Origin of the sequence: Amycolatopsis sp. NPDC051106 (genome assembly GCF_040682775.1) — a bacterium.
Taxonomy (GTDB): Bacteria; Actinomycetota; Actinomycetes; order Mycobacteriales; family Pseudonocardiaceae; genus Amycolatopsis.
The window spans coordinates 40153-62237 of record NZ_JBFBBQ010000037.1; the positions used below are offsets into that span (position 1 = coordinate 40153).

Sequence of the window (22085 nt, forward strand, 5' to 3'; positions counted from 1 at the left end):
GCATGACAGCATCACCGGCCCGGCGGCTGTGGGCGGCCGTGGAACCGCTGCACGCGGTCGTCTACTTCGCGCCGGAGACGGCCGCGGCGGCGAAGGAGGCCGGCCTGCGCGGGTACTGGATGGGGTACTTCGCGGGCCGCCTCGCACCGCTGGGTGCGATCGGCCCGGCGGCGGCGACGTCCGTGCTGTTCGGCTTCGCCCCGGCGATGGTGGCGCGGGCTCTGCCGGACGCGTGGTCGTTCGCTTCGCCTGTGGATGTGCTTCTCTCGCGGCTTTCGGCCGTCGAAACCGCTCTTTCTCGTGCTCTTGGGCCTTCGGGGCTCGACGAACTGGCTTCGCTGCTGGAGCAGGCCGCGTCCGCGTGTCACTTCGACGGACGCCCGTTGGCGGCGGCGTGGGCCGCGGTGCCCCGGCCGGCGGGGGTGCTCGCCCGCCTGTGGCTGGCGGCGACGGTGCTGCGCGAGCACCGCGGCGACGGCCACGTGCTGGCGGCGGTCCACGCGGGGCTGACGGGCCTGGAGACGACGTTGACCCACATCGGCGACGGCGTCATCGCTCGCGGCGACGTCCAGCCGCACCGGGGCTGGTCCGACACGGACTGGGAGTCTGCGGTTTCTCGCTTGGTGGCCCGCGGCCTGCTGGATTCGTCCGGCCGGCTGACGGTTTCCGGTCTGGAGGTGCGGCGCCGGATCGAGGAGGACACGGACCGACTGGCGGCGGCCCCGCTGGAGGCGCTCGGCCCGGCCGGTCTGGCGCGGCTGCTGGAGCTGGCCGTCCCGCTGAGCCGGGCGCTGATCGACACGGGCGTGATCCCGGTCCCGAACCCGATGGGCGTCCCCCGTCCGTGAGTGTCGAATCCGCGTGGTCCCGTTCGACGCACCGGTGACAGCATCCGGACATCGGAGGGAACCATGACGTTGCTCGCCGGCAAGAACGCGATCGTCTACGGCGGCGGAGGCCGCATCGGCACGGCCGTGGCCTGCGCTTTCGCGGAGGAAGGCGCCCGGGTCTTCCTCGCGGGCCGCACGCGCGGCCGGCTGGAGGAGGTCGCCACGCGCATCCGCGCGGCGGGCGGATCGGCCGAGGTGGCAGAGGTGGACGCCCTGGACTCGCGTTCGGTCGACGACCACGCGGACGCGGTGGCGGCCCAGGGCGGCGTGGACATTTCGTACAACCTGATCAGCCACGGCGACGTCCAGGGCACGCCGCTGATCGACATGTCCCTGGCCGACTACGAGCGCCCGGTCCTGACGGCGGTCCGGACCCAGTTCCTGACTGCTCGCGCGGCGGCCCGCCACATGGTGAAGCAGGGATCAGGCGCGCTCCTCTTCTTCGGCGGCGCGGGCGAACCCGTGCGCGAGTTCGCGGTCGGCGGGTTGCAGGTGGCGTTCCACGCGCTCGAGGCGATGCGCCGCCAGCTGGCCGCGGAGCTGGGCCCGCGCGGGATCCGGACGGTGACGCTCCGGACGGGCGGCATCCCGGAGACCCTGCCGGCGGAGTTCGAAGCCCGAAAGGAGATCGAGGAGAACATCGCGGGCAAGACGATGCTCGGCCGAGCGGCAACCCTGGCCGACGTGGGAGCGGTGGCGGCATTCGTGGCCTCGGACCGAGCCAGGACGATGACGGCCTCGACGGTGAACATCAGCTGCGGCGCCTTGGTGGACTAGCGACGGCTGGCGGCGGTGGGCCGGGGACGCGTGGTTGTGGCGTCCTGGCTCGCCGCGCTCCCGGCGCGGTGCATGGTTCGCCGGTTGCACGCCACCCGTGCCCGAGGCGTTCGCGTACCGCTCGTCACTGCTCCGCGATCAGCCGCCGCACCGCGTCCACCACCAGCCCTCGGCGTTGCTCGCGGGAGAGGGTCGTGCGTACGCCGAGTTCCGAATTGGTCGTTGCCCACGCCGTCGAGATCGACTGGATCAGCACCAGCAGCTCCATGGGTGTGTAGTGCTTGGACAGCCTCCCTTCGTCCTGTGCTCGCTGCAGGTCGTGCAGCCGGATTTCGTTGGCCAGCACGATTTCGGTGACCCACTTGCCGTCGGGGCGCTCCAGCCGGTGCCAGACCGCCAGCCGCAGCGTCTCCGGTTGCTCTTCGTACCGGTCGAAGAGCTTCCCGGCGTAGCCCGGCAGGTCATCGGTGTCGACCGGGACCTCGAGGACGAACTTGCCGACCGATTCGCCGAAGACCGTGTCGAACAGGCTGTCCTTGTTGGTGAAGTACTTGTAGAGCATCGCTTTGTTGCAGCCGGCGGCGTCCGCGATCCGGTCCACGCGGGCGCCTGCGATGCCCCGTTCCGCGAACTCCTCCGTGGCGGCGGCGAGCAGTCGCCGCTTCGTGTCCGCCGCATCTCTCATACCCGTCACGGTAGCAACTAACTGGTTGGTTGACAAACTCGCCCGGCAGGTGTTCTCTAGAGGTAACCAACCGGTTGGTTAGCCGGTTCGGACGAGCGAGGAGAGGCATCATGAGCAGGACTTGGCTGATCACCGGCAGTTCCCGGGGGTTCGGGCGGGAGCTGGCGCGGGTCGCGCTCGAGGACGGCGACCGGGTGGTCGCCACCGCGCGCCGGCCGGAGCAGCTGAAGGATCTGGTGGCCGAGTACGGCGACAACGTCCGGGTGTTCGCCCTGGACGTGACCGACCCCGCGGCCGCGCGGGAGGCTGTGGCCTTCGCGGTGCGTGAGTTCGGCGGGCTCGACGTCGTGGCCAACAACGCGGGGTACGCGAACAGCGCGCCGATCGAGGACATGGCGGAGGACGACTTCCGGGCGCAGGTCGAAGCCAACTTCTTCGGCGTCGTCAACGTCACGCGCGCAGCCCTGCCGGTGTTCCGCGAGCAGGGTTCGGGGCACTTCCTGCAGTTCTCGTCGGTCGGCGGCCGGGTCGGCGGGTCGCCGGGGCTGGGTGCGTACCAGGCGGCGAAGTTCGCGGTGGAGGGGTTCTCCGAGGTGCTCAACGCGGAGGTGAAGCCGTTCGGCGTGAAGGTCACGATCGTCGAACCGGGCGCGTTCCGCACGGACTGGCAGGGCGCCTCCATGGAGCGCGCACCGGTCCGCCCGGAGTACGACGCCTCGGTGGGCGAGATGCACCGCCTCCGCGACGCGACGGACGGCAAGCAGGCAGGCGACCCGGCCCGGGGAGCCCGCATCCTCGCCGACGTAGTCCGGCTGGACGCGCCCCCGCTGCGCCTCCTGCTCGGCGCGGACGCGGTCGAAGCGGTGCGGCGGTCGGATCGTGCCCGCGGGGCGGAAGTGGAGGAGTGGGCCGAGGTGAGCCGCTCGGCGGTGTTCGCCGCGGAGTGAGGCAGGTGCCGGGGCGCGGTGGGGGAGCGAGCGAAGGCGGTGGTGCGATGGGCGCAGACTGGCGGCCGAGCGTGGGGTGACAGTGGCAGCTGTGGTGGGCGGTTACCGGCGGCAGTAAGTGCGGGGTGGTTGCCCAGGGCGGCTGGTTCGGGGCCTTGCTAATGGCAACCGTCGTGGCTTCCTGGCAACAGCGGGTGCCGGGGCGGCCGGTCGTGAGCAGCGCCGGCGGCAACTCCGGTGGTGGACCAGCGGCGCAGGCGCTAGAGACCCGAGCGGTGCACAACGAGTCCGGCCCACGCCGGCCCGCGAAGGCGGCGAAGTCCGGCAACGCCAGGCGGGTCGACCTCAAGGGCGTCGCTGAGGCGACTCCCGTTGCTCGACCACCAGCCGCTGGTGCCGGGCCGCGCGGACGCGGTCGCCGCAGGTTGTCGAGCACCAGCGGCGGCGGGCGTGCTCGCGGAAGAAGAACCGTACGCAGCCGTGGGCTTCGCACGGGCGCACCAGGGGGCCGAACTCGCCGGTGACCACGTCGATCGCGTCGCGGGCGAGCGCGGCCAAGGCCTCCTCCAGGCTGCCCGGGCTGGTGCTGTGCCACTCCCGGTGCGGCCCGGCCGGCCAGGTGAGCTGCGGCGCGGCGGCGTCGGCGCGGGCGGCCGCGTTCACCGTCTCCACCGCGGCCGCGGCCGGTGCGCGGTCCTCCGCCAGTGCGACCAGCAGCTCGCGGACCGCCGCACGTAGATCTGTGACGCGGCGAAGGTCGTCCGCGTCCAAAATGGCGGCGGGCAGGCGCAGCCACTCGGCGGCCGCGCGGGGCTGGGCCAGGTCGTCGACCTCGCCGCCGGTGCCGAGCCGGCGGGTGTTGACCAGCGCCAGCGCGGGGGAGCGCTCTTCGCCGGGTGCCGCAGTGACCACGTTCGCCTCCCGAAGTTCGTCCTTCATCTTCCAGGCTCGTTGACAGCCTACGCCGTCTCATGGATAAATGAGCAAGTATCCATGAGACGCGAGGAGAAACCGATGGTCGCCGTGTATCACCGCTTTGCCACCGTTGCCGGGCGCCGGCTGTTCTACCGGGAGGCCGGGCCCGCCGGCGCTCCCACGATCGTGCTGCTCCACGGATTTCCGACGAGCTCGCACATGTACCGCCACCTCATCCCGGCGCTGGCCGACCGCTACCACGTCGTCGCGCCCGACTACCTCGGCGCGGGTGCGTCCGACGCGCCGCCGGTCGGCGAGTTCACCTACACCTTCGACGCCCTGGCCGAGCTCACCCTCGGTCTGCTCGACGAGATCGGCCTCGACCGCTTCGCGCTCTACATCCAGGACTTCGGCGCCCCGGTCGGCCTGCGCATCGCGGCCGGGAACCCGGAGCGGGTCACCGCGATCGTCACGCAGAACGGCAACGCCTACGTCGACGGCCTGGGTGCCGGGCTGCCGCAGCGGCTCGCCGCCGGCACGCTGACGGACGAGGACCTGCGCGGCATGGTCAGCCTCGAAGCCACGCGGGCGCAGTACCTCGACGGCGTGCCCGACCCGGCGCTGGTCAGCCCGGACGTCTGGATCCACGACCAGGCACTGCTCGACCGGCCCGGCGGCGCCGAAATCCAGATGGCGCTGCTCGCGGACTACCACCACAACATCGGCCTGTACCCGAAGTTCCACGAATACTTCCGGACCAGCCAGGTCCCGCTGCTCGCCGTCTGGGGAGGCAACGACGAAATCTTCATCGCCGACGGCGCCCGCGCCTACGCCCGCGACCTGCCCGACGCCGAGATCCACCTCCTCGACTCGGGTCACTTCGCGCTCGAAACGCACTTGGACGCCATCGCCGGCTACGTCCGCGGGTTCCTGGGCCGGGTGGTGGGCTGAACCGCGTTGCCCCGCATCATTCTCCGCGGAGATCCCGCGGGTGACGGCCGGGCAGTCCGGCCGTCACCCCAGGAATGTCGTACCCGCGGACTAGACTCTACATCGGGGGCGCGTCATCCGGCTCATGCTGCACTTCCCTTGCACAGCAAGGACTTTTCAACCACCCAGCAACCGCGAGAGCGCATCCCGGGCTTTCGCGTCCTTCGACGCCAACGCCGTCAACTCCTGCGCCAGCGCCGCGAGCCAGTCGTCGACCGCGGTCTCCTTGCGGCTGATCACCACGCCCCGGACCACCTGGTGGATCTCCGCCGCGACCCCGCCGTGCTTCCCGGTGCTCAGCACCAGCACCCGGTCCGGCGTCCGGACCCGCACCGCGACCGCCTGGCCGTCGCGGCCCGCGACGCGGTCGGCGAACGTGCGTCGCCGGTCGACCTCGACCATGCCCGGCGGCAACGCGCTGCCCAGCGTGTCGGACAGGACCCGGTGGTAGGACTCGACGTCCGCGCGGTCCGTGCGCAGGGCAGCCGCCACCAGGTGGAAGTCCAGCTCGCCGCTCATCAGTCGGTCAGGGGCAGCACGAGCTGCGGCTTGGCGATGTGGTGGTCGGCGCGCAACGGCTTCACCGCCGTGCCGATCGCGAAGAACTCCGTCGTGTGCCCGCCCCAGCGGTGCGGCAGCGACAGCAGCTGCACCCCGACGATGCCCTCCGCCTCCAGCTGTTCGGCTTCCGTCTGCATCCGCGACATCGCGAGCTCGCGCGCGTCGTACAACGCCTCGGTGTACTGCGGGATCTCGACGTTCTGGCCGATGTTGCCCATCATCTGCCGGAACCGCTGGTGTGCGATGTGGTAGACGCACGTGCCCATCACCATGCCCAGCGGCGCGTAGCCGGCCTGCACCAGCGTCCAGAAGTCCTGCCCGGACAGGTCCGAGGTGAACGGCTTCCCGGTGTTGTTGCGCCATTCGCCGGGTTCGTCGGCCTTCACCGCGGTGCCGACGGCGATGAACTCGGCGAGGTCGCTGCCGAACTCCTTGAACTCGATCTCCAGGCGGACCGCGACGATCCCGTCGGCGCCGAGGACGTCCGCCTCCGCCTCCATCCGGGACATCGCGAGCTCGCGGGCGTGGTACATCGCCTGCGAAAGCCGGTCCAGCTCCTGGTTCTTGCTCCACCGTCCCATCTGGAAGCCGACGTGGTAGATGCTCGAGCCGAGCACGAGCCCGAGCGGCCGGAACCCGGCTTCGCGCACGAGGAGGAACTCGTTGACGCTCAGGTCGGACGTGAAGAGGCTGGTCTTCTGGCCCGGCCGCATCTCGGCGAGCCGGCGCATCGCATCCTCGGGGATGTGCTGCGCGGCGGGATCCGCGGTGGTCACGAGGCCTCCTCAGGAACGGTTCAACGGCAGGATCTTGAGCGCGCTGGTCGGGGCGGCGCGGCCTTCGTGGAAGCGGGCGATCGCGGTGCCGGTGACGGTGGCGATGCCGGCCACCGCAACCTCCTGCACCGGCCAGGTCCGCAGCGTCATGCCCGAGACGATGCCGCCGTCGGCGCCGCAGTCGCGGATCGCGCGGGCGAACTCCGCCCGCGCCGCACCGCGGACCTCGGTGACGACCTTCGTCGGCGCGTCGACTTCGGTGTTCCCGGCCAGCGGGTTGACCTGGTACTGCATGTTGTAGTCGAAGTGCGCGCGCCCGGCGACGCCGACCGCCATCCGCACCGGCACCCAGCCCGCCTGCATCAGCTTGCCGACGTCCTGGCCCGGCAGCTCGGTGGTGAACAGGCGGCCCGGCCGCTGGTCGGTTTCGGCGCGCACGGCCGTGCCGAGGGCGGTGAACTCCTGCATCACGTCGTCGAGCGCGGTGACGGTGACCTTGATCCCGAGGACGCCGTCGGCGCCGAGGGCGGTGGCTTCCTGCCCGAGCCGGTCGAGCGCGGTCGCGTAGCCCTGGCGCAGCATGCCCGAGAGCAGCTTGACCTGGTCGGCGGCCCACGCGCCCGGCCCGGTCCAGCCGACCTGCTGCACGACGCAGCCCATGACCTCGCCGACGGCGGTGAAGCCGGCCACTTCCGCTCCGACGGCGCCGGGCACGGTCAGCAGCGACGTCTTCAGCCCGGACGAGGCGTAGCGCTCGACGCGAGCCCGCGCGACGGGCGGCAGGCCACGACCGTCCCACTCGGGCACTGGCTGACCTCCTTCGACCGGGCTTTCGCTTCCATCGTGGCACGGATCCGCGCGGGCAGGAGGCGCGCGCGGGGTGATCAACGGGTATGTCCGGAAGGTCCGGTCGTCGCCGGGTTTCGGGAACTCACCGGCCGTCCAGCGGCAGCACCGGGAGCGACGACGTCGGCGCCGGACCCGTCCCGAACCGCGCCACCGCCGTGCCGAACACGCTCGCCACCGCCGTCGCTCCCGTGTGGCCCAAGGCCCACGCCCGCACCGTCGTCGACGACACCAGGCCGCCGTCCGCTCCCGATGCGCGCACCGCCGCCAGGAACTCCGCCCGCGCCGCCGCCCGGACGCTGGTCACCAGCTCGGTCGGCACCACCGCCTCCGCGCCCGGCCGGTCCGTCATGGCGATGTCGAACGCCGTCGCGCCGTCGATGCCGATCGCCAGCGTCACCGGGACCCAGCCCGCCAGCAGCAGCTTCGCCACGTCCGGACCGGACAGCCCCGTCGTGAACGGCCGTGGCGGGCGGACGCCGCGCACCGCGCGGACCGCCGTGCCCAGGACCACGAACTCGTGGACCGCCGCGCTCACCCGGGTCACCGTGCAGCCGATCGCCAGGACACCGTCCGCGCCGAGCGAAACAGCCTCTTCGCGCAGCCGGTCCAGGGCCGTCGCGTAGCCGCGGCGCAGGCCCGATGTCACGTCCTCGGACCGCGAGACGACGCAGCCCATCACCTCGCCGATCGGCCGCAGCCCCACCGCTTCGGCACCGACCGCGCCCGGCACCGACAGCAGCGACGTCCGCAGTCCCGACGCCGTGTACCGGCCGGCGCGCGGGTGCACTAGCGCCAGCTGTCGTCGCCGAAGCCGAGCGTCACCGGGCCCCGGCGGGACGTCTCGGCGATCGTTTCGGCGGGCAGGACGTCGTCGAGGAACGCGTAGTCCGCGCGCCGGTTGCGCGCGTGCCACTCCGCGATTTCGTGCCAGCCCGGTGCGGCCAGCGCGCCGCCGAAGTGCTGGACCGACAGCCCGGCCGTGAGACCGGCAAACCGGAGCCGGTCCGCCAGCGGCCAGCCGGTCAGGGTCGCCGCGACGAACCCCGCGCCGAAGACGTCGCCCGCGCCGGTCGCGTCGAGCACGTTCACCGGCAGCGCCGGGATGTCCGCCGTCTCGCCGGTGGTGGCGTCGACGGCCAGCACCCCGGCGGCGCCGCGGGTGATCACCGCGACCGGGACCAGGTCGGCGAGCGCCGCCAAGGCCGCTTCCGGGGTGTCCGTGCGGGTGTAGCGCATCGCTTCGACGTCGTTGGGCAGGAACGCGTGGCAGCACGCCAGCTGCTCGAGCAGCGCGGCCGACCACGCCTCCGACGGGTCCCAGCCGACGTCGGCGAACACGAGACTGCCGGCCTGGTGCGCGGTGTGGACCCACTCGGCCGTGTCGAGGCCGATGTGCGCGACGGTCGCGCGGCTCGGCGGCGGCGAGCCGGCCAGCTCGGCGACCGGGACGGGCGGCGGGTGGCCGTGCGTGACCATCGCCCGGTCGCCGGCGTAGGCGAGGGAGACGGTGACGGGGGAGTGCCACTCCGGGAACCGCCGCGACCGCGACAGGTCGATGTGCTCCTGCCGCGAAAGCACGTCCCAGCAGTAGCGCCCGTAGACGTCGGTGCCGAACGCCGCCGCCAGCGACGTCCGCAGGCCGAGGCGGCTCAGCGCCACCGCGAAGTTCGCGATGCCCCCCGGCCCCGAGCCCATGCCGCCTGTCCACACCTCCGTGCCCGGCTCCGGCGGTCCTTCGAGCCCGGTGAAGACCAGGTCGAAGAACAACAGGCCGGACAGGAAGACATCGATGTCGGGTGCGGACTCGGCCGGCACGGGGCACCTCCGGGACTCGAGGATGCGCACGAGCGTGCTTCAGGTGCGCGAAATACGCAAGAGACGCGCAAACTCGCTCGCTTGATGAGCGAGTTTGACTGCTATCGTCCCGGCATGCTGCCCCAGCGCCGCCACGAGCTGATCCTCCGGGCTCTCCGCGCGGAGGGCCCGGCGCCGGTCGGCGTGCTGGCCGAACGGCTGGGCGTCAGCCAGGCCACCGTGCGCCGTGACCTGGTGCGGCTCGATCGCGAGGGCCGGTTGACCCGCGTCCACGGCGGCGCGATGGCGGCCGACGACGAGCCGTTCGCGCGCGTGGCCGCCGAACGGGCCGACGACAAGGACGCCGTCGCCCGGCGCGCGGCGGGCCTGGTCGCCGACGGCGACACCGTGCTCCTCGACATCGGCACGACCGCGCATCGGCTGGCACGGCACCTGCGCGACCGCGCGCTGACGGTGATCACCAGCAGCCTCGCCGTCTACGACGAGCTGAAGGACGCCGACGACGTCCAGCTGGTGCTGCTCGGCGGTGTGGTCCGGCGCAGCTATCACTCGATGGTGGGATTCCTGACCGAGGACGCGCTGCGCCAGATCCACGCCGACACCGTCTTCCTCGGCACGAGCGGTATCCGCGGCGACGGCCACGTGATGGACTCGACGGTGGTCGAGGTGCCGGTCAAGCGCGCGATGGTCGCCGCGGGCGACCGCGTGGTGCTGCTCGCCGACGCGGGGAAGTTCCCCGGCACCGGCCTGGCCCGGGTCTGCGGCCCGGACGCGCTCGACGTCGTCGTGACGAGCCCCGGAGCCCACGAGCCGACCTGTTCGGCGTTGCGCGAGGCGGGCGTCGAGGTGCTGCGATGAGGTTGGCGATCTTGGGTGGCGGCGGGTTCCGGGTGCCGTTGGTGCACGGCGCGTTGCTGGCGGGCGGCGGCGTCACCGAGCTGGTTCTGCACGACGTCGACGCCGGGCGGCTCGCGGCGATCGAACGCGTTCTCGCCGAGCAGGCCGCCGGCGCGAAGACGGCGCCGCGGGTGCGGACCACCACCGACCTGGGCACCGCACTGTCCGATGCAGACTTCGTGTTCTCCGCCATCCGCGTCGGCGGGTTGCGCGGCCGCCGGATCGACGAGCAGGTCGCGCACGCGGAAGGCGTGCTGGGTCAGGAAACCGTCGGTGCCGGCGGGATCGCCTACGGGCTGCGGACCGTTCCCGTCGCCGTCGAACTGGCGCGGAAGATCGCGGAGCTGGCTCCGCGAGCGTGGGTCATCAACTTCACCAACCCCGCCGGGATGGTCACCGAGGCGATGACCGCCCACCTCGGCGGCCGCGTGCTCGGCATCTGCGACTCGCCGGTGGGGCTGTGCCGCCGCGTCGCGCGCGCTCTCGGCATCGACCCGGCGACAGCGTGGTTCGACTACGCCGGCCTCAACCACCTCGGCTGGCTGCGCGCGGTCCGCGTCGGAGGCGAGGACGTCCTGCCGCGGCTGCTCGCCGACACCGGGGCGCTGGAGTCGTTCGAGGAGGGCAAGCTCTTCGGCGCGGACTGGCTGCGTGCCCTCGGCGCGCTGCCCAACGAGTACCTGCACTATTACTACTTCGCCCGCGAAGCGATGAGCTCCCGGTCGCGCGGGGCCCAGTTGCTGGAGCAGCAACGCGGGTTCTACGCGGAACCTTCGCTGGCGTCGTGGGAACGCACGCGTTTGGAGCGCGAAGCGACGTACATGGCCGAGACGCGCGAGGGCGAGCGTGACGATCTCGAAGGCGGCGGCTACGAGAAAGTCGCCTTGGCGTTGATGCGGGCCATCGCGTACGGCGAACGCACGACGCTGATCCTCAACGTCCACAATGGATCCGCGCTCCCGGGGGTGCCGGCCGACGCGGTCGTCGAGGTGCCGTGTGTCGTCGACGCGAACGGTGCCCGGCCCCTCGCCACCGCGCCGCTGCCCGGGCACGCCGTGGGTCTGGTGACGGCGGTCAAGGCCGTTGAACGCGCGACGATCGAAGCCGCGACGACGGGTTCACGCGAGGCCGCGTTGCGGGCGTTCGCGCTGCACCCGCTGGTCGACTCGGTCTCCGCGGCGCGGCGGCTGCTCGACGCCTACGCCGCGGCGCACCCGGAACTCGCTTACCTGGCTTAGCAAAGTTCGCGCAGCAGCGGCGCCAAGCGGTGGGCGAGGTCGGCGTCGACCAGCTCGATCTCGCCGACGAGGAGTTCGGTGACGGCCCGGAACGGCGTGGTCAGGTCGTCGAGCCCGCGGACGAGCGTTGCCTCGAAGGGCCTGGTGACGTCGGCGGGCAGCTGGTCCAGGCCACGGCCCTCGACGGCGGGAACGCCGTGGCGCAGGCAAGCCAGGCTCAGCGTGAACTCCCGGACCCGGCCGATCATGTACTCGGCCTGCCAGCCGCGGCCGCGTTCGATGCTCGACCGCGCGTGCAGGGCGTGCAGCCAGGCCAGGTCGATCAGCCGCCGCGCCTCCGGAGGTCGTGACTGCGGGCGGTCCTGGGGCGTGCCGAACAGCAGCCGGAACTTCGGCGTCGTCGCGCCGAAGGCCGCCTCCGGCCAGAACGCCAGGTCGACCTGCAGGGTGTTCGCCAGCAGGAAGACGCGGAACACGGTCCGCTCGAAGACGACGTCCATGTGGTGCACGGCGCCGTGCTCGCCGTACATCCGCGCGGTGAAATCCGCGAGCACCGGCTCGGGCTCGCCGGCGACCGCGAAGGCGAGGTCGATGTCCGACCACTCGTCTTCGGCGTCGAGCGCGGCCGAGCCGGTGAGCGCGGCGCCGGTGACGCGCTCGTCCGACCGGGCCGCCTCGACCAGCGCTTCGCGGAGCAGGTTCCGATCGCCCGAAGTGAACATGATCCCCAGGTTAGACCGCGGCCATCGCGGTGAACTCCGCTTCCGCTTCGCCGCGCTCGACGTACAGCGACCACGCCTTGTCGGCGATGTCGTCCGGATCGAGGGTGCCGACCGCGAAGCCGTGGTCCTGCTTGGTGAACTCACGGTGGATGTCGCCGCCCTCGATGAGGCCGCCGATCGTCAGCGTTCCCGCGTAGACGCCGGTTTCGCTCAGGGCCGCGTTCAGCGTCAGGACGTACATGCGCAGCGCCGCCGACGCCGGCGCGAGGCTGCCCAGCATCGGCATCGGGTACTTGCCGCTCAGCCCGCCGGCGAAGAGCAGCGCGCCCGAGCCGCGTTCGAGCATGCGTGGCAGGACCGCTTCGACGAGCCTCGCCGCCGGGAGCGCGATCGCGTCGAACGCCGCGCGCAGCGCTTCGGCGCCCGTTTCGGTCAGGGAGGCGGGACGGGGGCCGGAGATGTCCGCCGGGCCGAAGTACACCGTGTCGATCTCGCCCGCCTCGGCCTCGATGCGCGCTAGAACGTCTTTCAGTTCGGCGGGGTCGGTCACGTCCGCGGTGTAGGTGTGCGTGGTGTCGCCCAGGGACTCGCGGTAGCTCGCGTGCCGGACTTCGGTGCGCGAGACCAGCGCCGTCGTGAAGCCTTCGCGGCCGAAACGGCGGGCGATCGACAGGCCGAGCCCCGGGCCGACTCCCAGGACGGCGATCACTTTGGACAAAGGTCCTCCTCGGCTAATGTGAGACTGTTCTCAACTTAGCCATAACATGAGGGTGACGTCAACTTGATGCGGCGAATGTCGTCATGGGTTCGGATCAGTGGCCTACGGGGCTGCTCCAAGTGGGTAGAACCTGTTTCAGTTTCCCGAGTGGGACGACACGATGTGCGCCATGGATGCCGAGCTGACCCGCCGCCAGATCCTGCGAGGCACCGCGGCGGGCGTGGGTCTCGCCATGACGCCCGGGCTCGCGAACGCCGCGAACACCGCGAGCGTGGGGGAGTACGACGTCGTCGTGGTCGGCTCCGGCGCGGCCGGGATGACCGCGGCGCTGACGGCGGCGAAGCGCGGCCTCAGCGTCGTCGTGCTCGAGAAGGCGCCGACGTTCGGCGGCTCGGCGGCTCGGTCCGGCGCCGGGATCTGGATCCCGAACAACCCGGTGCTGCTCGCCGCCGGCGTGCCGGACACGCCGGCGAAGGCCGCGCAGTACCTCGCCGCCGTCGTCGGACCCGACGTCCCGGCCGCGCGGCAGCAGGCGTTCCTCCGCAGCGGCCCCGAAATGATCGCGTTCGTCCTGGCGAACAGCCCGCTGCGGTTCCGGTTCATGGAGGGCTACAGCGACTACTACCCGGAGCTGCCGGGCGGGCTGCCGAACGGCCGCTCGATCGAGCCCGACCAGTTCGACGGCAATCTGCTCGGCGCCGAACTGGCGAACCTGAACCCGGCGTACCTCGCGACGCCGCCGGGGCTGGTCGTGTTCAGCGCCGACTACAAGTGGCTGAACCTGGCCGCGGTCAACGCGAAGGGCGCGGCCGTCGCCGCCGCCTGCCTCGCCCGTGGCACGGCCGCCGCGCTGGCCGGGCAGAAGCCGCTCACGATGGGGCAGTCGCTCGCCGCCGGACTGCGGGTGGGATTGCAGCGGGCGAACGTGCCGGTGCTGCTGAACACGCCGCTGCTCGACCTGAACGTCGAAAACGGTGCGGTGACGGGGGTTCTCGTGCCGAACGGGCTCGTGCGGGCCCGGCGGGGCGTGATCGTCGGCTCCGGCGGGTTCGAGCACAACGCCGCGATGCGCGCGCAGTACCAGCGGCAGCCGATCGGCACCGCCTGGACCGTCGGGGCCAAGGAGAACACCGGTGACGGCCACCGCGCCGGGCAGCGCGCCGGCGCCGCGCTCGAGCTGATGGACGACGCGTGGTGGGGCCCGGCCATCCCGATCCCCGGCGACCCGTACTTCTGCCTGGCCGAGCGGACGCTGCCTGGCGGGCTGATCGTCAACCAGGCCGGGACGCGGTTCGTCAACGAAGCCGCGCCCTACAGCGACGTCGTGCACACGATGTACGACAAGAACCCCACTGCGCCGGACATCCCCGCGTGGCTCGTCGTCGACCAGAACTACCGGAACAAGTACCTGTTCCGCGACACCCTGCCGCTGCTGCCGCTGCCGGACTCCTGGTACGCCGCGGGCGCGGTCTTCAAGGCGTCGAGCATTCAGGCGCTCGGCTCGGCGATCGGCGTGCCGCCGGCCGCGTTGAAATCCACAGTGGACCGCTTCAACGGCTTCGCCTGGTCCGGAGTGGACGGTGACTTCCGGCGCGGCGCCAGCGCGTACGACCACTACTACACCGACCCGCTGGTGCTGCCCAACTCCTGCCTCGCGCCGCTGTGGGCACCGCCGTTCTACGCGTTCAAGATCGTGCCCGGCGACCTCGGCACGAAGGGCGGCATGCGCACGGACGCCCGGGCGCGCGTGCTCCGCGCGGACGGCTCGGTGATCCCCGGCCTGTACGCCGCCGGCAACGCGAGCGCGGCGGTGATGGGGCACAGCTACGCGGGGGCCGGCTCGACCATCGGCCCGGCGATGACGTTCGGGTTCATCGCCGGGAACGACGTCTAGAACTCCTTTTCCACCAACGGGAGCACTTCGGTGCCGAGCAGTTCGATGGCGCGCATGACGTCCTCGTGCGGCACGCCGGACCAGTCCATCTGCAGCGCGTAGCGGTCGGCGCCGGTGAGCTTCCCGACGGTGATCAGCCGTTCGGCGATCTCCTGCGGGCTGCCGACGAACAGCGCTTGTGCGTCGTGGGTGTACTGGTCGTACTCGGCGCGGGTCGGGACCGCCCAGCCGCGGGCCTTCGCGCCGTACTTCATCGTTTCGAGCCAGTACGGGTAGAACTTCTCCTTGGCGTCCTGCGAGTTCTCGGCGAGGAACCCGATGGCGCTCATGGTGACGTGGAGGTCTTCGTTCTCGTGCTCGCCCGCCTCGCCGGCTCGGCGGTAGAGGTCGACGAGCGGGGCGAAGCGCTCGGGCCGGCCGCCGATCACGGCGTAGACCACGGGCAGGCCCAGCAGCCCGGCGCGGATCGACGACTCGGGGTTGCCGCCGGTGCCGATGGAGATGCGCAGGCGGTCGCCGTACGGGCGCGGCAGGATCCGCGCGTTCTCGAGGGGCGGGCGGAACTTGCCGGACCAGGTGAGCGGGTCTTCGCGATCGATGCGGAGGAGCAGGGCGAGCTTCTCCTCGAAGAGCTCGTCGTAGTCGCCGAGGTCGTGGCCGAAGAGCGGGAACGACTCGGTGAACGACCCGCGCCCGGCGAGCAGCTCGGCGCGGCCGTGGCTGAGCTGGTCGAGGGTGGTGAACTGCTGGTAGACGCGGACCGGGTCTTCGGTGCTCAGGACGGTGACTGCGGAGCTCAAGGTGATCTGGCGGGTGACGCTCGCCGCCGCGGCCAGCACCGTGCCCGGGCTCGAGATCGCGTACTGGTCGAGGTGGTGTTCGCCGAGGCCGTAGAAGCCGAGGCCCAGCTCGTCGGCGAGCTTGATGCGTTCCAGGGTGTTGGCCAGCGTCTGCGCGACGGACGGCTGGTCGCCGGTGCGCGGGTCCGGGGCGCGGTCGCCGAAGCTGTAGATGCCGAGTTTCATAGAGCGTTCAACTACCTGGGGGCCGGATTCGTTCCCGCCGGTCAGGTGCCGAGTGCCGTGGCCCACCGGACGATCTCCCGGGCCGTCCGCACCGGAGCCTCCCGGGGCAGGAAGTGCCCGACGTCGTCGAAGATGATCCGCTGGTACTCCGCGGCGAACAGGTGACCCTTCCCGGCGCTGGTCGAAGGCAGGTTGTCGGCGTCCTTCGCGCCGTGCAGCACCAAGGTCGGCACCTGGACGCGGGGCGGTTTCGCGAGTTCGCGCTCGAGCTCGGCGTAGGCCGGGTCGCCGTCGTCCTCACCCCAGCGGTGCAGGTAGGCGGAAACGGTGATCGGCGGCCAGTCGTCGTTCTGCCAGCTCGCCGCGGCCTGGTCGAAGTCCGTTTCGGCGAACTTCCAGCCCGGCGACCAGCTCGTCCACAGGTAGCGGCCGAACGCGCGCCGGTCGTGGCGCATCGCGTCCTGCCCGCGTTTCGTGGCGACGAACCACTCGTACCAGTACGCGTGGGCGAGCGGGTAGTCCAGCGGCGTGTCCGGGCCGCTCGCACCGTGGCCGGCCGACATCGCGACGAGGCGCGCCACCCGTTCGGGGAACACCGCGCCGACCACGTACCCGGCCCGCGCGCCCCAGTCGTGCCCGGCGATGACGACGTCCCGCAGGTCGAGGGCGTCGAGGAAGTCCCGCAGGTCCTGGCCGAGCGCCCCGGACTGACCGCTGCGCGGCTTGCCCGGCGCGCCGAACGTCGTCGGGCCGAAGCCGCGCAGGTACGGGCGGAACACCCGGAAACCCGCTTCGGTCAGCTCCGGGACCACCTCGTCCCAGCAGTGCACGTCGTCCGGCCAGCCGTGGACCGCGACCAGCGGCCGCCCGCCCGGCGGGCCGTCCACTTCGTAGCCGATCTCCAGATCCGGTGTCCGCACGAACTCCGTCATGGACTCCTCCGAGGTTCGGGTACGCCTTCGCCCGTCGGTTACCCGGCCCCGGCGGCCGGACACGCGCGAGTCTGGATGGCCTCGAGGTTCCCGCAGGGCGGCGGCGTCATCGGCCCTCCGCGGTCAGCGCCGACCCGGGTGCGCCGAGCTCGTGGGCCAGCGCCTGGTCGACCCACCGGTCGCAGTCGCCGGCGGTGACGGTGCCCTCGCGTGCGACGAACTGCACGGCCAGCCCGTCGAGCAGGGCGGTCAGCCGCCACGCCGCACCGCGGGCGTCCGGGCACCGGAACTCGCCGGCGGCGACGCCCTCGGTGATGAGCGAAACGACGGCGTCGCGCCACCGCAGGTCGAGCCGCTGGACGACCTCCCGCAGCTCGGCGTCGCGCATCGCGGCGGCGCCGGCTTCGATCCACAGGTGCCAGCCGGCGGTGGGCTCGGTCGGCCCGTAAAGGGCGAGGACGGCGCGAAGCCGTTCACCGGCCGGACCGGGCCGGGCGAGCTCGTCACGCAGGACGGCGAGGTTGCGCTCGGCGGCCTGGCGGAAGGCCTCGATGATGAGGGCTTCGAGCGTGCCGAAGTGGTAGAAGACCAAGGCGGTGCTGACGCCGAGGGCCTGCGCGACATCGGCGGCCCGCACGCCGGCGATGCCGCGGGCCCGGACCCGGTCGAGCGCGGCGAGCACGATCTCCTCCCGCCGGACCGCCACCGCCTTGCGCGCCATGCGGTCACCGTACCCAGGGGGTGGCGCCGGGGCAGGGTCCGAACGTCGGTCAGCCGCGCAGCTCGGTGACGAGCGCCCGCAGCCAGGGCCCGGCGATCGCGGGCTCGGCGGAGATTGTCCGGACGAGCGTGTCGCGCACCGCCGCGGATCGGCCGGCGTCGACGAGCGCGAAGGCTTCGGCCAGCGCGCGGCGGGTTGCCTTCCCGTGGTCGGGGGTCCGGACGGTCTCGTCGGTCCACCGCTGCCGCGGGAACGACGGGGTCAGCTTCGGCTGGTCGTTGCCGAAGTAGAACCAGACGTCCCGCGCGAGCGACACGTTGCGAACCGCCGCGGCGGGCAGTTCCCGCGTCCAGGCGACATCCTCCTGCCAGCGCCAGGCGTCCGGGCGGATCGGCTGGCGCAGGGTGACACCGAGGAAGCGCAGCTTGCGCCGGATGACGTGCCACGCTTCGCGGTCTTCGTCGATCCAGTCGCGCAGCTGGACGTACAGCTCGGTGAAGGTGTCGCCTTCGTAGACGAGGTCGGCGAAGACGGTCGGCCGGGTCCCGCGGGCCAGCGTGTACGGCGTGATCCCGGCGGCGGCGAGGTTTTCGCGCAGCAGCCGCACGTCCCGGCGGCCGAAACCGTGCCGTGGCTTGAGGGAGAGGGGCAGTTGGTGCACGCGCTCCCGCCACGACGTCTGTTCGAGGGCGCCGCCGAGGAGGTCGTGCATGCTGTCCAGCGAGCGGCCGACGAAGTGGAGTTCGCCGTCGCCGCAGCGGGCGAGAACCTTGGCGGTGCAGGTGGTGAGGTCGCCGAGGAACCAGAGGTGCGGCTTTTCGGTGTCGTCGAGGAGCGTCCCGACCTGGTCGGGACGCACCAGGTCCCACCGGAACGGTCGGTTCGTCATACGGCCAGGGTAGGTTCGGGATTCCTTGGGGGGCAACGGGTTTTCGCAGGGGTGTGCTCGAGAGGAATAGCTGTGGTGGCGTGGTTTTGGTCGCCGCCGCGGGGATCCGACGGCGGGACGCTGCCGGGCGCAGGAGAGCTTCCCGACGGCCGACGGCCGGGAATGGCGAGGCATGGCGGGCCGGCGAGGCGGGGGCGAAGGCGGATCGGCCGACGTGGTGACGGGGCGCGAGGTGGCGGGGATGGCAAACCGACGGGCGCCGAGGTGGCGAGGGGGTGGCGAGGCGACGGGCCGACGCGGTGGGGGAGAGCGGCGGGTGGACTGGGCGGTAGGCCGCTGGGCCGGAGGACCGCTCTCGCGGTTCCCCGGCCCAGCAACGGAAACAGCCCTCAAGCCGTCCACTTCGGATCGCGGCCCAGGTAGCGCAGCAGCGCTGACACCGCGTCGTCGTCGGCCTGGCCTTCCAGTGCCGGTGCGTACGCGAACCCGCGCAGGGGCTCCGCCAGTTGCTTCGCCACCGGCAGCAGCGCCTCCGCCACCTCCTGCGTCAGCGGGGATTCCTGGCCCGTCGCGATCGCGATGTCCCACGCGTGGACCGCCGCGTCCAGGGCGGCTGCTCCCACCGCCACCTCGGCCGGGAGGGCGCCCTGCGGCAGGGGCGTCGGGACCGCCTCCGTGCCCGGGGAGACCTTGGCGAACGCCGCTGCCGCCGCGGCCAGCTTGGGCTCCAGGAACCCCGGCACGTCCGCGAGCTCGCCCGACGGCGCGAACGGGTTGAAGTCCGGGCCCGGCTCTCCCGTGATGAACGCCGCGTAGCCCTGCTGGTCGCCGCCCGCGTGCTGGAGGACCTGGGTCACGTTCCATTCCGAGCACGGCGTCGGCGCGGACCAGTCCGTCACGCCCGCCACCGCCGAGCGCAGGGCCTGGTGGGCCGACGCCAGCAGCGGCCACGGCGACGCAAGCCCGGCGAAGAACGCGCGGATGTCCGCCACCAGGACCTCCGGGGCCTCGTGCGCCGAGTAGTGGCCGGCCGCGTCGCGGGGGCCGTCGCTGCCCGACCGGGCGTCGTAGGCGTTCCAGCTGACGATGTTCGCGTGGTCCCGCTCGGCGAAGCGGCGGATCGACTGGAAGTCGCCCGCGAACATCGCCAGGCCCGTCGGGACCGTGGTCGGTGCCGACGGGTGAGAAGGCGCGTGCGCGTCCTCGTAGTAGAAGCGGATCGACGAGCCGCCCGTGCCCGTCAGCCAGTACAGCGCCACGTTCGCGAGGACGAAGTCCGCGTCGAGGTGCTCGCCGAACAGCTGCGCGTTCCACGCCAGCAGCGCCAGCGGGGAGTCGGCCAGCGCGAACGCGAGGGTGTGCGGCTGCTGGCTGTGCAGCGTGTTGAAGGAGAACATGTTCTCGTAGAACCACTGCAGGTGCGCGAGCGCGGCCTGGTCGGCCTCGCTCAGGTCCGCCATCTCCGCCGGGTCACCGGACGGGAACGAGAACAGCTGCGTGACGTGCACGCCGACGACCTTCTCCGGCGCGAGCCGCCCGATCTCCGGCGAGATCATCGACCCCGCGTCGTTGCCCGCCGCGCCGTACGACTCGTAGCCCAGCCGGCTCATCAGCTCCGCCCACGCCGCCGCCGTGCGGTGCGTGCCCCAGCCCGCCGACCGCGTCGGGCCGGAGAACCCGAAGCCCGGCAACGACGGGATCACCAGGTGGAACGCCGGCGCGTCGGCCGATTCCGGCTCGGTCAGCGGGCCGATGACGTCGAGGTACTCGGCGATCGAGCCCGGCCAGCCGTGCGTCAGCACCAGTGGCGTCGCGTCCGCGCGGGACGACCGGACGTGCAGGAAGTGGATCGTTTCCCCGTCGATCTCCGTGACGAACTGCGGGTACGCGTTGAGCCGCGCCTCGAACGCCCGCCAGTCGAACTTCTCCAGCCAGTGCTCGGCCAGCGCGCGGACCCGCTCGTTCGTGACGCCGTACTCGGCGGGCAGGTCGTCCGGCCAGAGCGCCCGCTGGAGACGGTCACGCAGGTCGTCCAGGGCGGACTGGGGGATCTCGGCGCGGAACGGGCGAAGGGCGGGGACCGTCATGACTAGCTCCTCGGAGACTGGAACGGAATGCTTCGTTCCGAACTGTAGCAGAGCGGAACGATCCGTTCCAGTGCTAATCTGGACCCATGCCCGAGACCGCCTTACCGGGTCGCCGCGCCCAGGCCGCCCGCAACGACTTCGTCATCCTCGATGCCGCCCGCCAGGTCTTCCTCGTGGACCCGAAGGCGCCGATCTCGCACGTCGCCGAGCGCGCGGGCGTCGGGATCAGCGCCCTCTACCGGCGCTACCCGAGCAAGGAGTTCCTGCTCTGCCGGCTCTGCCACGACGGCCTCCGCACCTACATCGCCGAAGCCGAGGCCGCCGACGAGGAGCCGGACGGCTGGACGGCGCTCACCGGTTTCCTCCGCCGGGTGGTCGATGCAGACGTGCACTCGCTGACCGTCCACCTCGCGGGCACGTTCACCCCCACCGACGAGATGGGCGCCGACGCGCGCCGGGCGAACGAGCTGTCGGCGGCGCTCTTCGCGCGGGCGCGCGGGACCGGACGGCTCCGTGAAGATGCCGTCACCGAAGACATCGGCATGATCCTCGAGTGCTGCGCGGCGATCCGCGTGGACGACCCGGAGCGCACCACCGAGCTGCGCCGCCGCTACCTGGCGATGCTCGTCGAGGGGCTGGAAGCGGGAAAAGACCGCGAGCTCCCCGGCCCGCCGCCGCGTCCGGGTGAGATGAACGGCCGCTGGCGTCCGTCCTGACGGGCGTGCCGCGGCGCGTCCGGATGGCGGTAACGAATGCCGGTTTTGCGACGACTGATCAGCGTCGGACGTCCTCCCAAACCACGCAGCATCTGTCAGAGCGGCATTCCCCGGACCGAAACGGCGAGATCACGACTATGCAACGAAGCTGGCGAAGAACCACGATCCTGTCCTCGGTGGCCGCACTGGCCACGGCATTCCTCGCGATGGCACCCGCCGCGCAGGCGGACGTGCCCTCCAGTTCTGTCGAAGTCAGTACCACCACGGTGCTTCCCGGGCAGACATTCACCATCTCGGAAACCGTGCACAACGACCGCGATTTCACGATTTCCTTCGCCAAGGCCGCCCTTTACGGCACGCCGACGCCGATCACCGACATCGTCGACGTCGTTTCCTGCACCAACACGACGGCGGTCGGCTGTTTCCAGGCCGGGAGCAGTTACCGCGCCGCGTTCGGCGACCTCGAGGCGGGCGGCACGAAGACCACGCTGTGGACCTTGCGCGTCAAGGACACCGCGGCGCCGGGCCAGTTCACGCTGCAGCACCAGTTCGTGGGCGACAACTACTCGTTCGACACGTACGACGGCCCGGTGATCACGATCGGCAACCCGGCGACCAACGCCGACGTCAAGGTCGCGCTCGCCGCGTCCGGCCGCGGCGGGCTGAACGCGCGCATCGACTACACGCTGACCGTGACGAACTCCGGCCCGTCCACCGCGACCGGGATCCGCGTCGTGGCCACGTATCCGTCGGGCCTGTCGTTCGGCAGCGCCACCGGCTGCACCCGTGTGGGCAGCACCCGGACGTTGAACTGTGACGTCGCTTCGCTGGCGTCCGGTGCTTCGGCGACGGCGAAGTTCTCGGTCAACGGCGGCCTGCTGGCGCTCGGCTCGTACACCGCGACAGCGGTGCGCACGGCCAGTTCGCCGGCGGATCCCACCAGTGCCAACGACAGCGCGTCGAAGACGTGCTCGGCGCTCACCGGGCTCATCGTGACCTGCTAAGGGCTCGCGAGAGGTGAACCGGGCTCGTGTCCTCCGC

The 22085-nt window shown here is 71.9% G+C and carries 23 protein-coding genes; 9 read left to right on the top strand and 14 right to left on the bottom strand.

All coding sequences use genetic code 11. From position 1 onward, the window contains the following. Positions 1-2 precede the first annotated feature (2 nt). Together AB0M83_RS25990 and AB0M83_RS25995 are read left to right on the top strand one after the other, a co-directional pair. Positions 3-848: a hypothetical protein gene (locus tag AB0M83_RS25990; protein WP_364520971.1), complete on the top strand. Its 846-nt coding sequence runs from the start codon at positions 3-5 to the stop codon at positions 846-848. Positions 849-911: 63 nt separating this feature from the next. Continuing rightward, entirely contained in the window at positions 912-1667 is a 756-nt protein-coding gene (locus AB0M83_RS25995) for an SDR family oxidoreductase (RefSeq protein ID WP_364520972.1), read from the top strand. Between the two features lie 124 nt (positions 1668-1791). On the opposite strand, the gene AB0M83_RS26000 is transcribed toward AB0M83_RS25995, so the two are convergent. Beyond that, complete coding sequence (locus AB0M83_RS26000) at positions 1792-2352, bottom strand: TetR family transcriptional regulator (RefSeq protein ID WP_364520973.1); 561 nt, start codon at positions 2350-2352, stop codon at positions 1792-1794. 110 nt (positions 2353-2462) lie between these two features. Between AB0M83_RS26000 and AB0M83_RS26005 the strand changes: the two genes are divergently transcribed. After that, the gene (locus tag AB0M83_RS26005; RefSeq protein WP_364520974.1) at positions 2463-3299 is read left to right on the top strand and encodes an oxidoreductase; all 837 of its coding nucleotides are present in this window, start codon (positions 2463-2465) and stop codon (positions 3297-3299) included. 345 nt (positions 3300-3644) lie between these two features. Here AB0M83_RS26005 and AB0M83_RS26010 read toward each other — a convergent pair whose 3' ends face one another. Further along, positions 3645-4238, bottom strand: coding sequence for a CGNR zinc finger domain-containing protein (locus AB0M83_RS26010; protein WP_364520975.1), 594 nt, complete (start codon positions 4236-4238; stop codon positions 3645-3647). Positions 4239-4313: 75 nt separating this feature from the next. Here AB0M83_RS26010 and AB0M83_RS26015 point away from each other — a divergent pair, with 75 nt between their 5' ends. Then, positions 4314-5165 carry an alpha/beta fold hydrolase gene (locus AB0M83_RS26015; RefSeq protein ID WP_364520976.1) on the top strand — a complete coding sequence of 284 codons (852 nt, stop codon included), beginning with the start codon at positions 4314-4316 and terminating at the stop codon, positions 5163-5165. Positions 5166-5321: 156 nt separating this feature from the next. On the opposite strand, the gene AB0M83_RS26020 is transcribed toward AB0M83_RS26015, so the two are convergent. From AB0M83_RS26020 to AB0M83_RS26040, 5 genes are all read right to left on the bottom strand, one after another. Further along, entirely contained in the window at positions 5322-5723 is a 402-nt protein-coding gene (locus AB0M83_RS26020; RefSeq protein ID WP_364520977.1) for a hypothetical protein, read from the bottom strand. Further along, positions 5723-6541 (bottom strand): heavy metal-binding domain-containing protein, encoded by an 819-nt coding sequence (locus AB0M83_RS26025; protein WP_364520978.1) that lies wholly within the window; start codon positions 6539-6541, stop codon positions 5723-5725. Before AB0M83_RS26025 ends, AB0M83_RS26020 begins: the two co-directional genes overlap by 1 nt. A gap of 9 nt (positions 6542-6550) precedes the next feature. Further along, on the bottom strand, positions 6551-7348 hold the full coding sequence (locus AB0M83_RS26030; protein ID WP_364520979.1) for a heavy metal-binding domain-containing protein: 798 nt from the start codon (positions 7346-7348) through the stop codon (positions 6551-6553). A gap of 124 nt (positions 7349-7472) precedes the next feature. After that, entirely contained in the window at positions 7473-8177 is a 705-nt protein-coding gene (locus AB0M83_RS26035; protein WP_364520980.1) for a heavy metal-binding domain-containing protein, read from the bottom strand. Beyond that, the gene (locus AB0M83_RS26040; RefSeq protein WP_364520981.1) at positions 8177-9205 is read right to left on the bottom strand and encodes a PfkB family carbohydrate kinase; all 1029 of its coding nucleotides are present in this window, start codon (positions 9203-9205) and stop codon (positions 8177-8179) included. The genes AB0M83_RS26035 and AB0M83_RS26040 overlap by 1 nt, the downstream gene beginning before the upstream one ends. Before the next feature lie 114 nt (positions 9206-9319). Here AB0M83_RS26040 and AB0M83_RS26045 point away from each other — a divergent pair, with 114 nt between their 5' ends. Both AB0M83_RS26045 and AB0M83_RS26050 read left to right on the top strand, forming a co-directional pair. Beyond that, a complete protein-coding gene (locus AB0M83_RS26045) occupies positions 9320-10063 on the top strand; it encodes a DeoR/GlpR family DNA-binding transcription regulator (RefSeq protein ID WP_364520982.1) in 744 nt (247 codons plus the stop codon). Further along, positions 10060-11340 (top strand): 6-phospho-beta-glucosidase, encoded by a 1281-nt coding sequence (locus AB0M83_RS26050; RefSeq protein WP_364520983.1) that lies wholly within the window; start codon positions 10060-10062, stop codon positions 11338-11340. The genes AB0M83_RS26045 and AB0M83_RS26050 overlap by 4 nt, the downstream gene beginning before the upstream one ends. Here the strand turns inward: AB0M83_RS26050 and AB0M83_RS26055 are convergent. Next, a complete protein-coding gene (locus AB0M83_RS26055; protein ID WP_364520984.1) occupies positions 11337-12062 on the bottom strand; it encodes a nucleotidyltransferase domain-containing protein in 726 nt (241 codons plus the stop codon). The two genes, AB0M83_RS26050 and AB0M83_RS26055, sit on opposite strands and share 4 nt — an antisense overlap. 10 nt (positions 12063-12072) lie before the next feature. Beyond that, entirely contained in the window at positions 12073-12771 is a 699-nt protein-coding gene (locus AB0M83_RS26060; RefSeq protein ID WP_364521017.1) for an SDR family NAD(P)-dependent oxidoreductase, read from the bottom strand. A gap of 178 nt (positions 12772-12949) precedes the next feature. Between AB0M83_RS26060 and kstD the strand changes: the two genes are divergently transcribed. Continuing rightward, entirely contained in the window at positions 12950-14674 is a 1725-nt protein-coding gene (kstD, locus tag AB0M83_RS26065; RefSeq protein WP_364520985.1) for a 3-oxosteroid 1-dehydrogenase, read from the top strand. Here kstD and AB0M83_RS26070 read toward each other — a convergent pair. The 5 genes from AB0M83_RS26070 to AB0M83_RS26090 form a co-directional block, all read right to left on the bottom strand. Then, positions 14671-15699, bottom strand: a complete 1029-nt coding sequence (locus AB0M83_RS26070; RefSeq protein WP_364520986.1) for an LLM class flavin-dependent oxidoreductase — start codon at positions 15697-15699, stop codon at positions 14671-14673. The two genes, kstD and AB0M83_RS26070, sit on opposite strands and share 4 nt — an antisense overlap. Before the next feature lie 41 nt (positions 15700-15740). Further along, entirely contained in the window at positions 15741-16631 is an 891-nt protein-coding gene (locus AB0M83_RS26075) for an alpha/beta hydrolase (RefSeq protein ID WP_364520987.1), read from the bottom strand. Positions 16632-16737: 106 nt separating this feature from the next. Further along, positions 16738-17352: a TetR family transcriptional regulator C-terminal domain-containing protein gene (locus AB0M83_RS26080; protein ID WP_364520988.1), complete on the bottom strand. Its 615-nt coding sequence runs from the start codon at positions 17350-17352 to the stop codon at positions 16738-16740. Positions 17353-17401: 49 nt separating this feature from the next. Beyond that, on the bottom strand, positions 17402-18241 hold the full coding sequence (locus AB0M83_RS26085) for a hypothetical protein (protein ID WP_364520989.1): 840 nt from the start codon (positions 18239-18241) through the stop codon (positions 17402-17404). A gap of 389 nt (positions 18242-18630) precedes the next feature. Next, positions 18631-20328 carry a TIGR03086 family metal-binding protein gene (locus tag AB0M83_RS26090; RefSeq protein WP_364520990.1) on the bottom strand — a complete coding sequence of 566 codons (1698 nt, stop codon included), beginning with the start codon at positions 20326-20328 and terminating at the stop codon, positions 18631-18633. A gap of 86 nt (positions 20329-20414) precedes the next feature. Between AB0M83_RS26090 and AB0M83_RS26095 the strand changes: the two genes are divergently transcribed. Beyond that, complete coding sequence (locus tag AB0M83_RS26095) at positions 20415-21044, top strand: helix-turn-helix domain-containing protein (RefSeq protein ID WP_364520991.1); 630 nt, start codon at positions 20415-20417, stop codon at positions 21042-21044. A 176-nt stretch (positions 21045-21220) separates the two neighbouring features. After that, entirely contained in the window at positions 21221-22048 is an 828-nt protein-coding gene (locus AB0M83_RS26100; RefSeq protein WP_364520992.1) for a DUF11 domain-containing protein, read from the top strand. Positions 22049-22085: the final 37 nt, after the last annotated feature.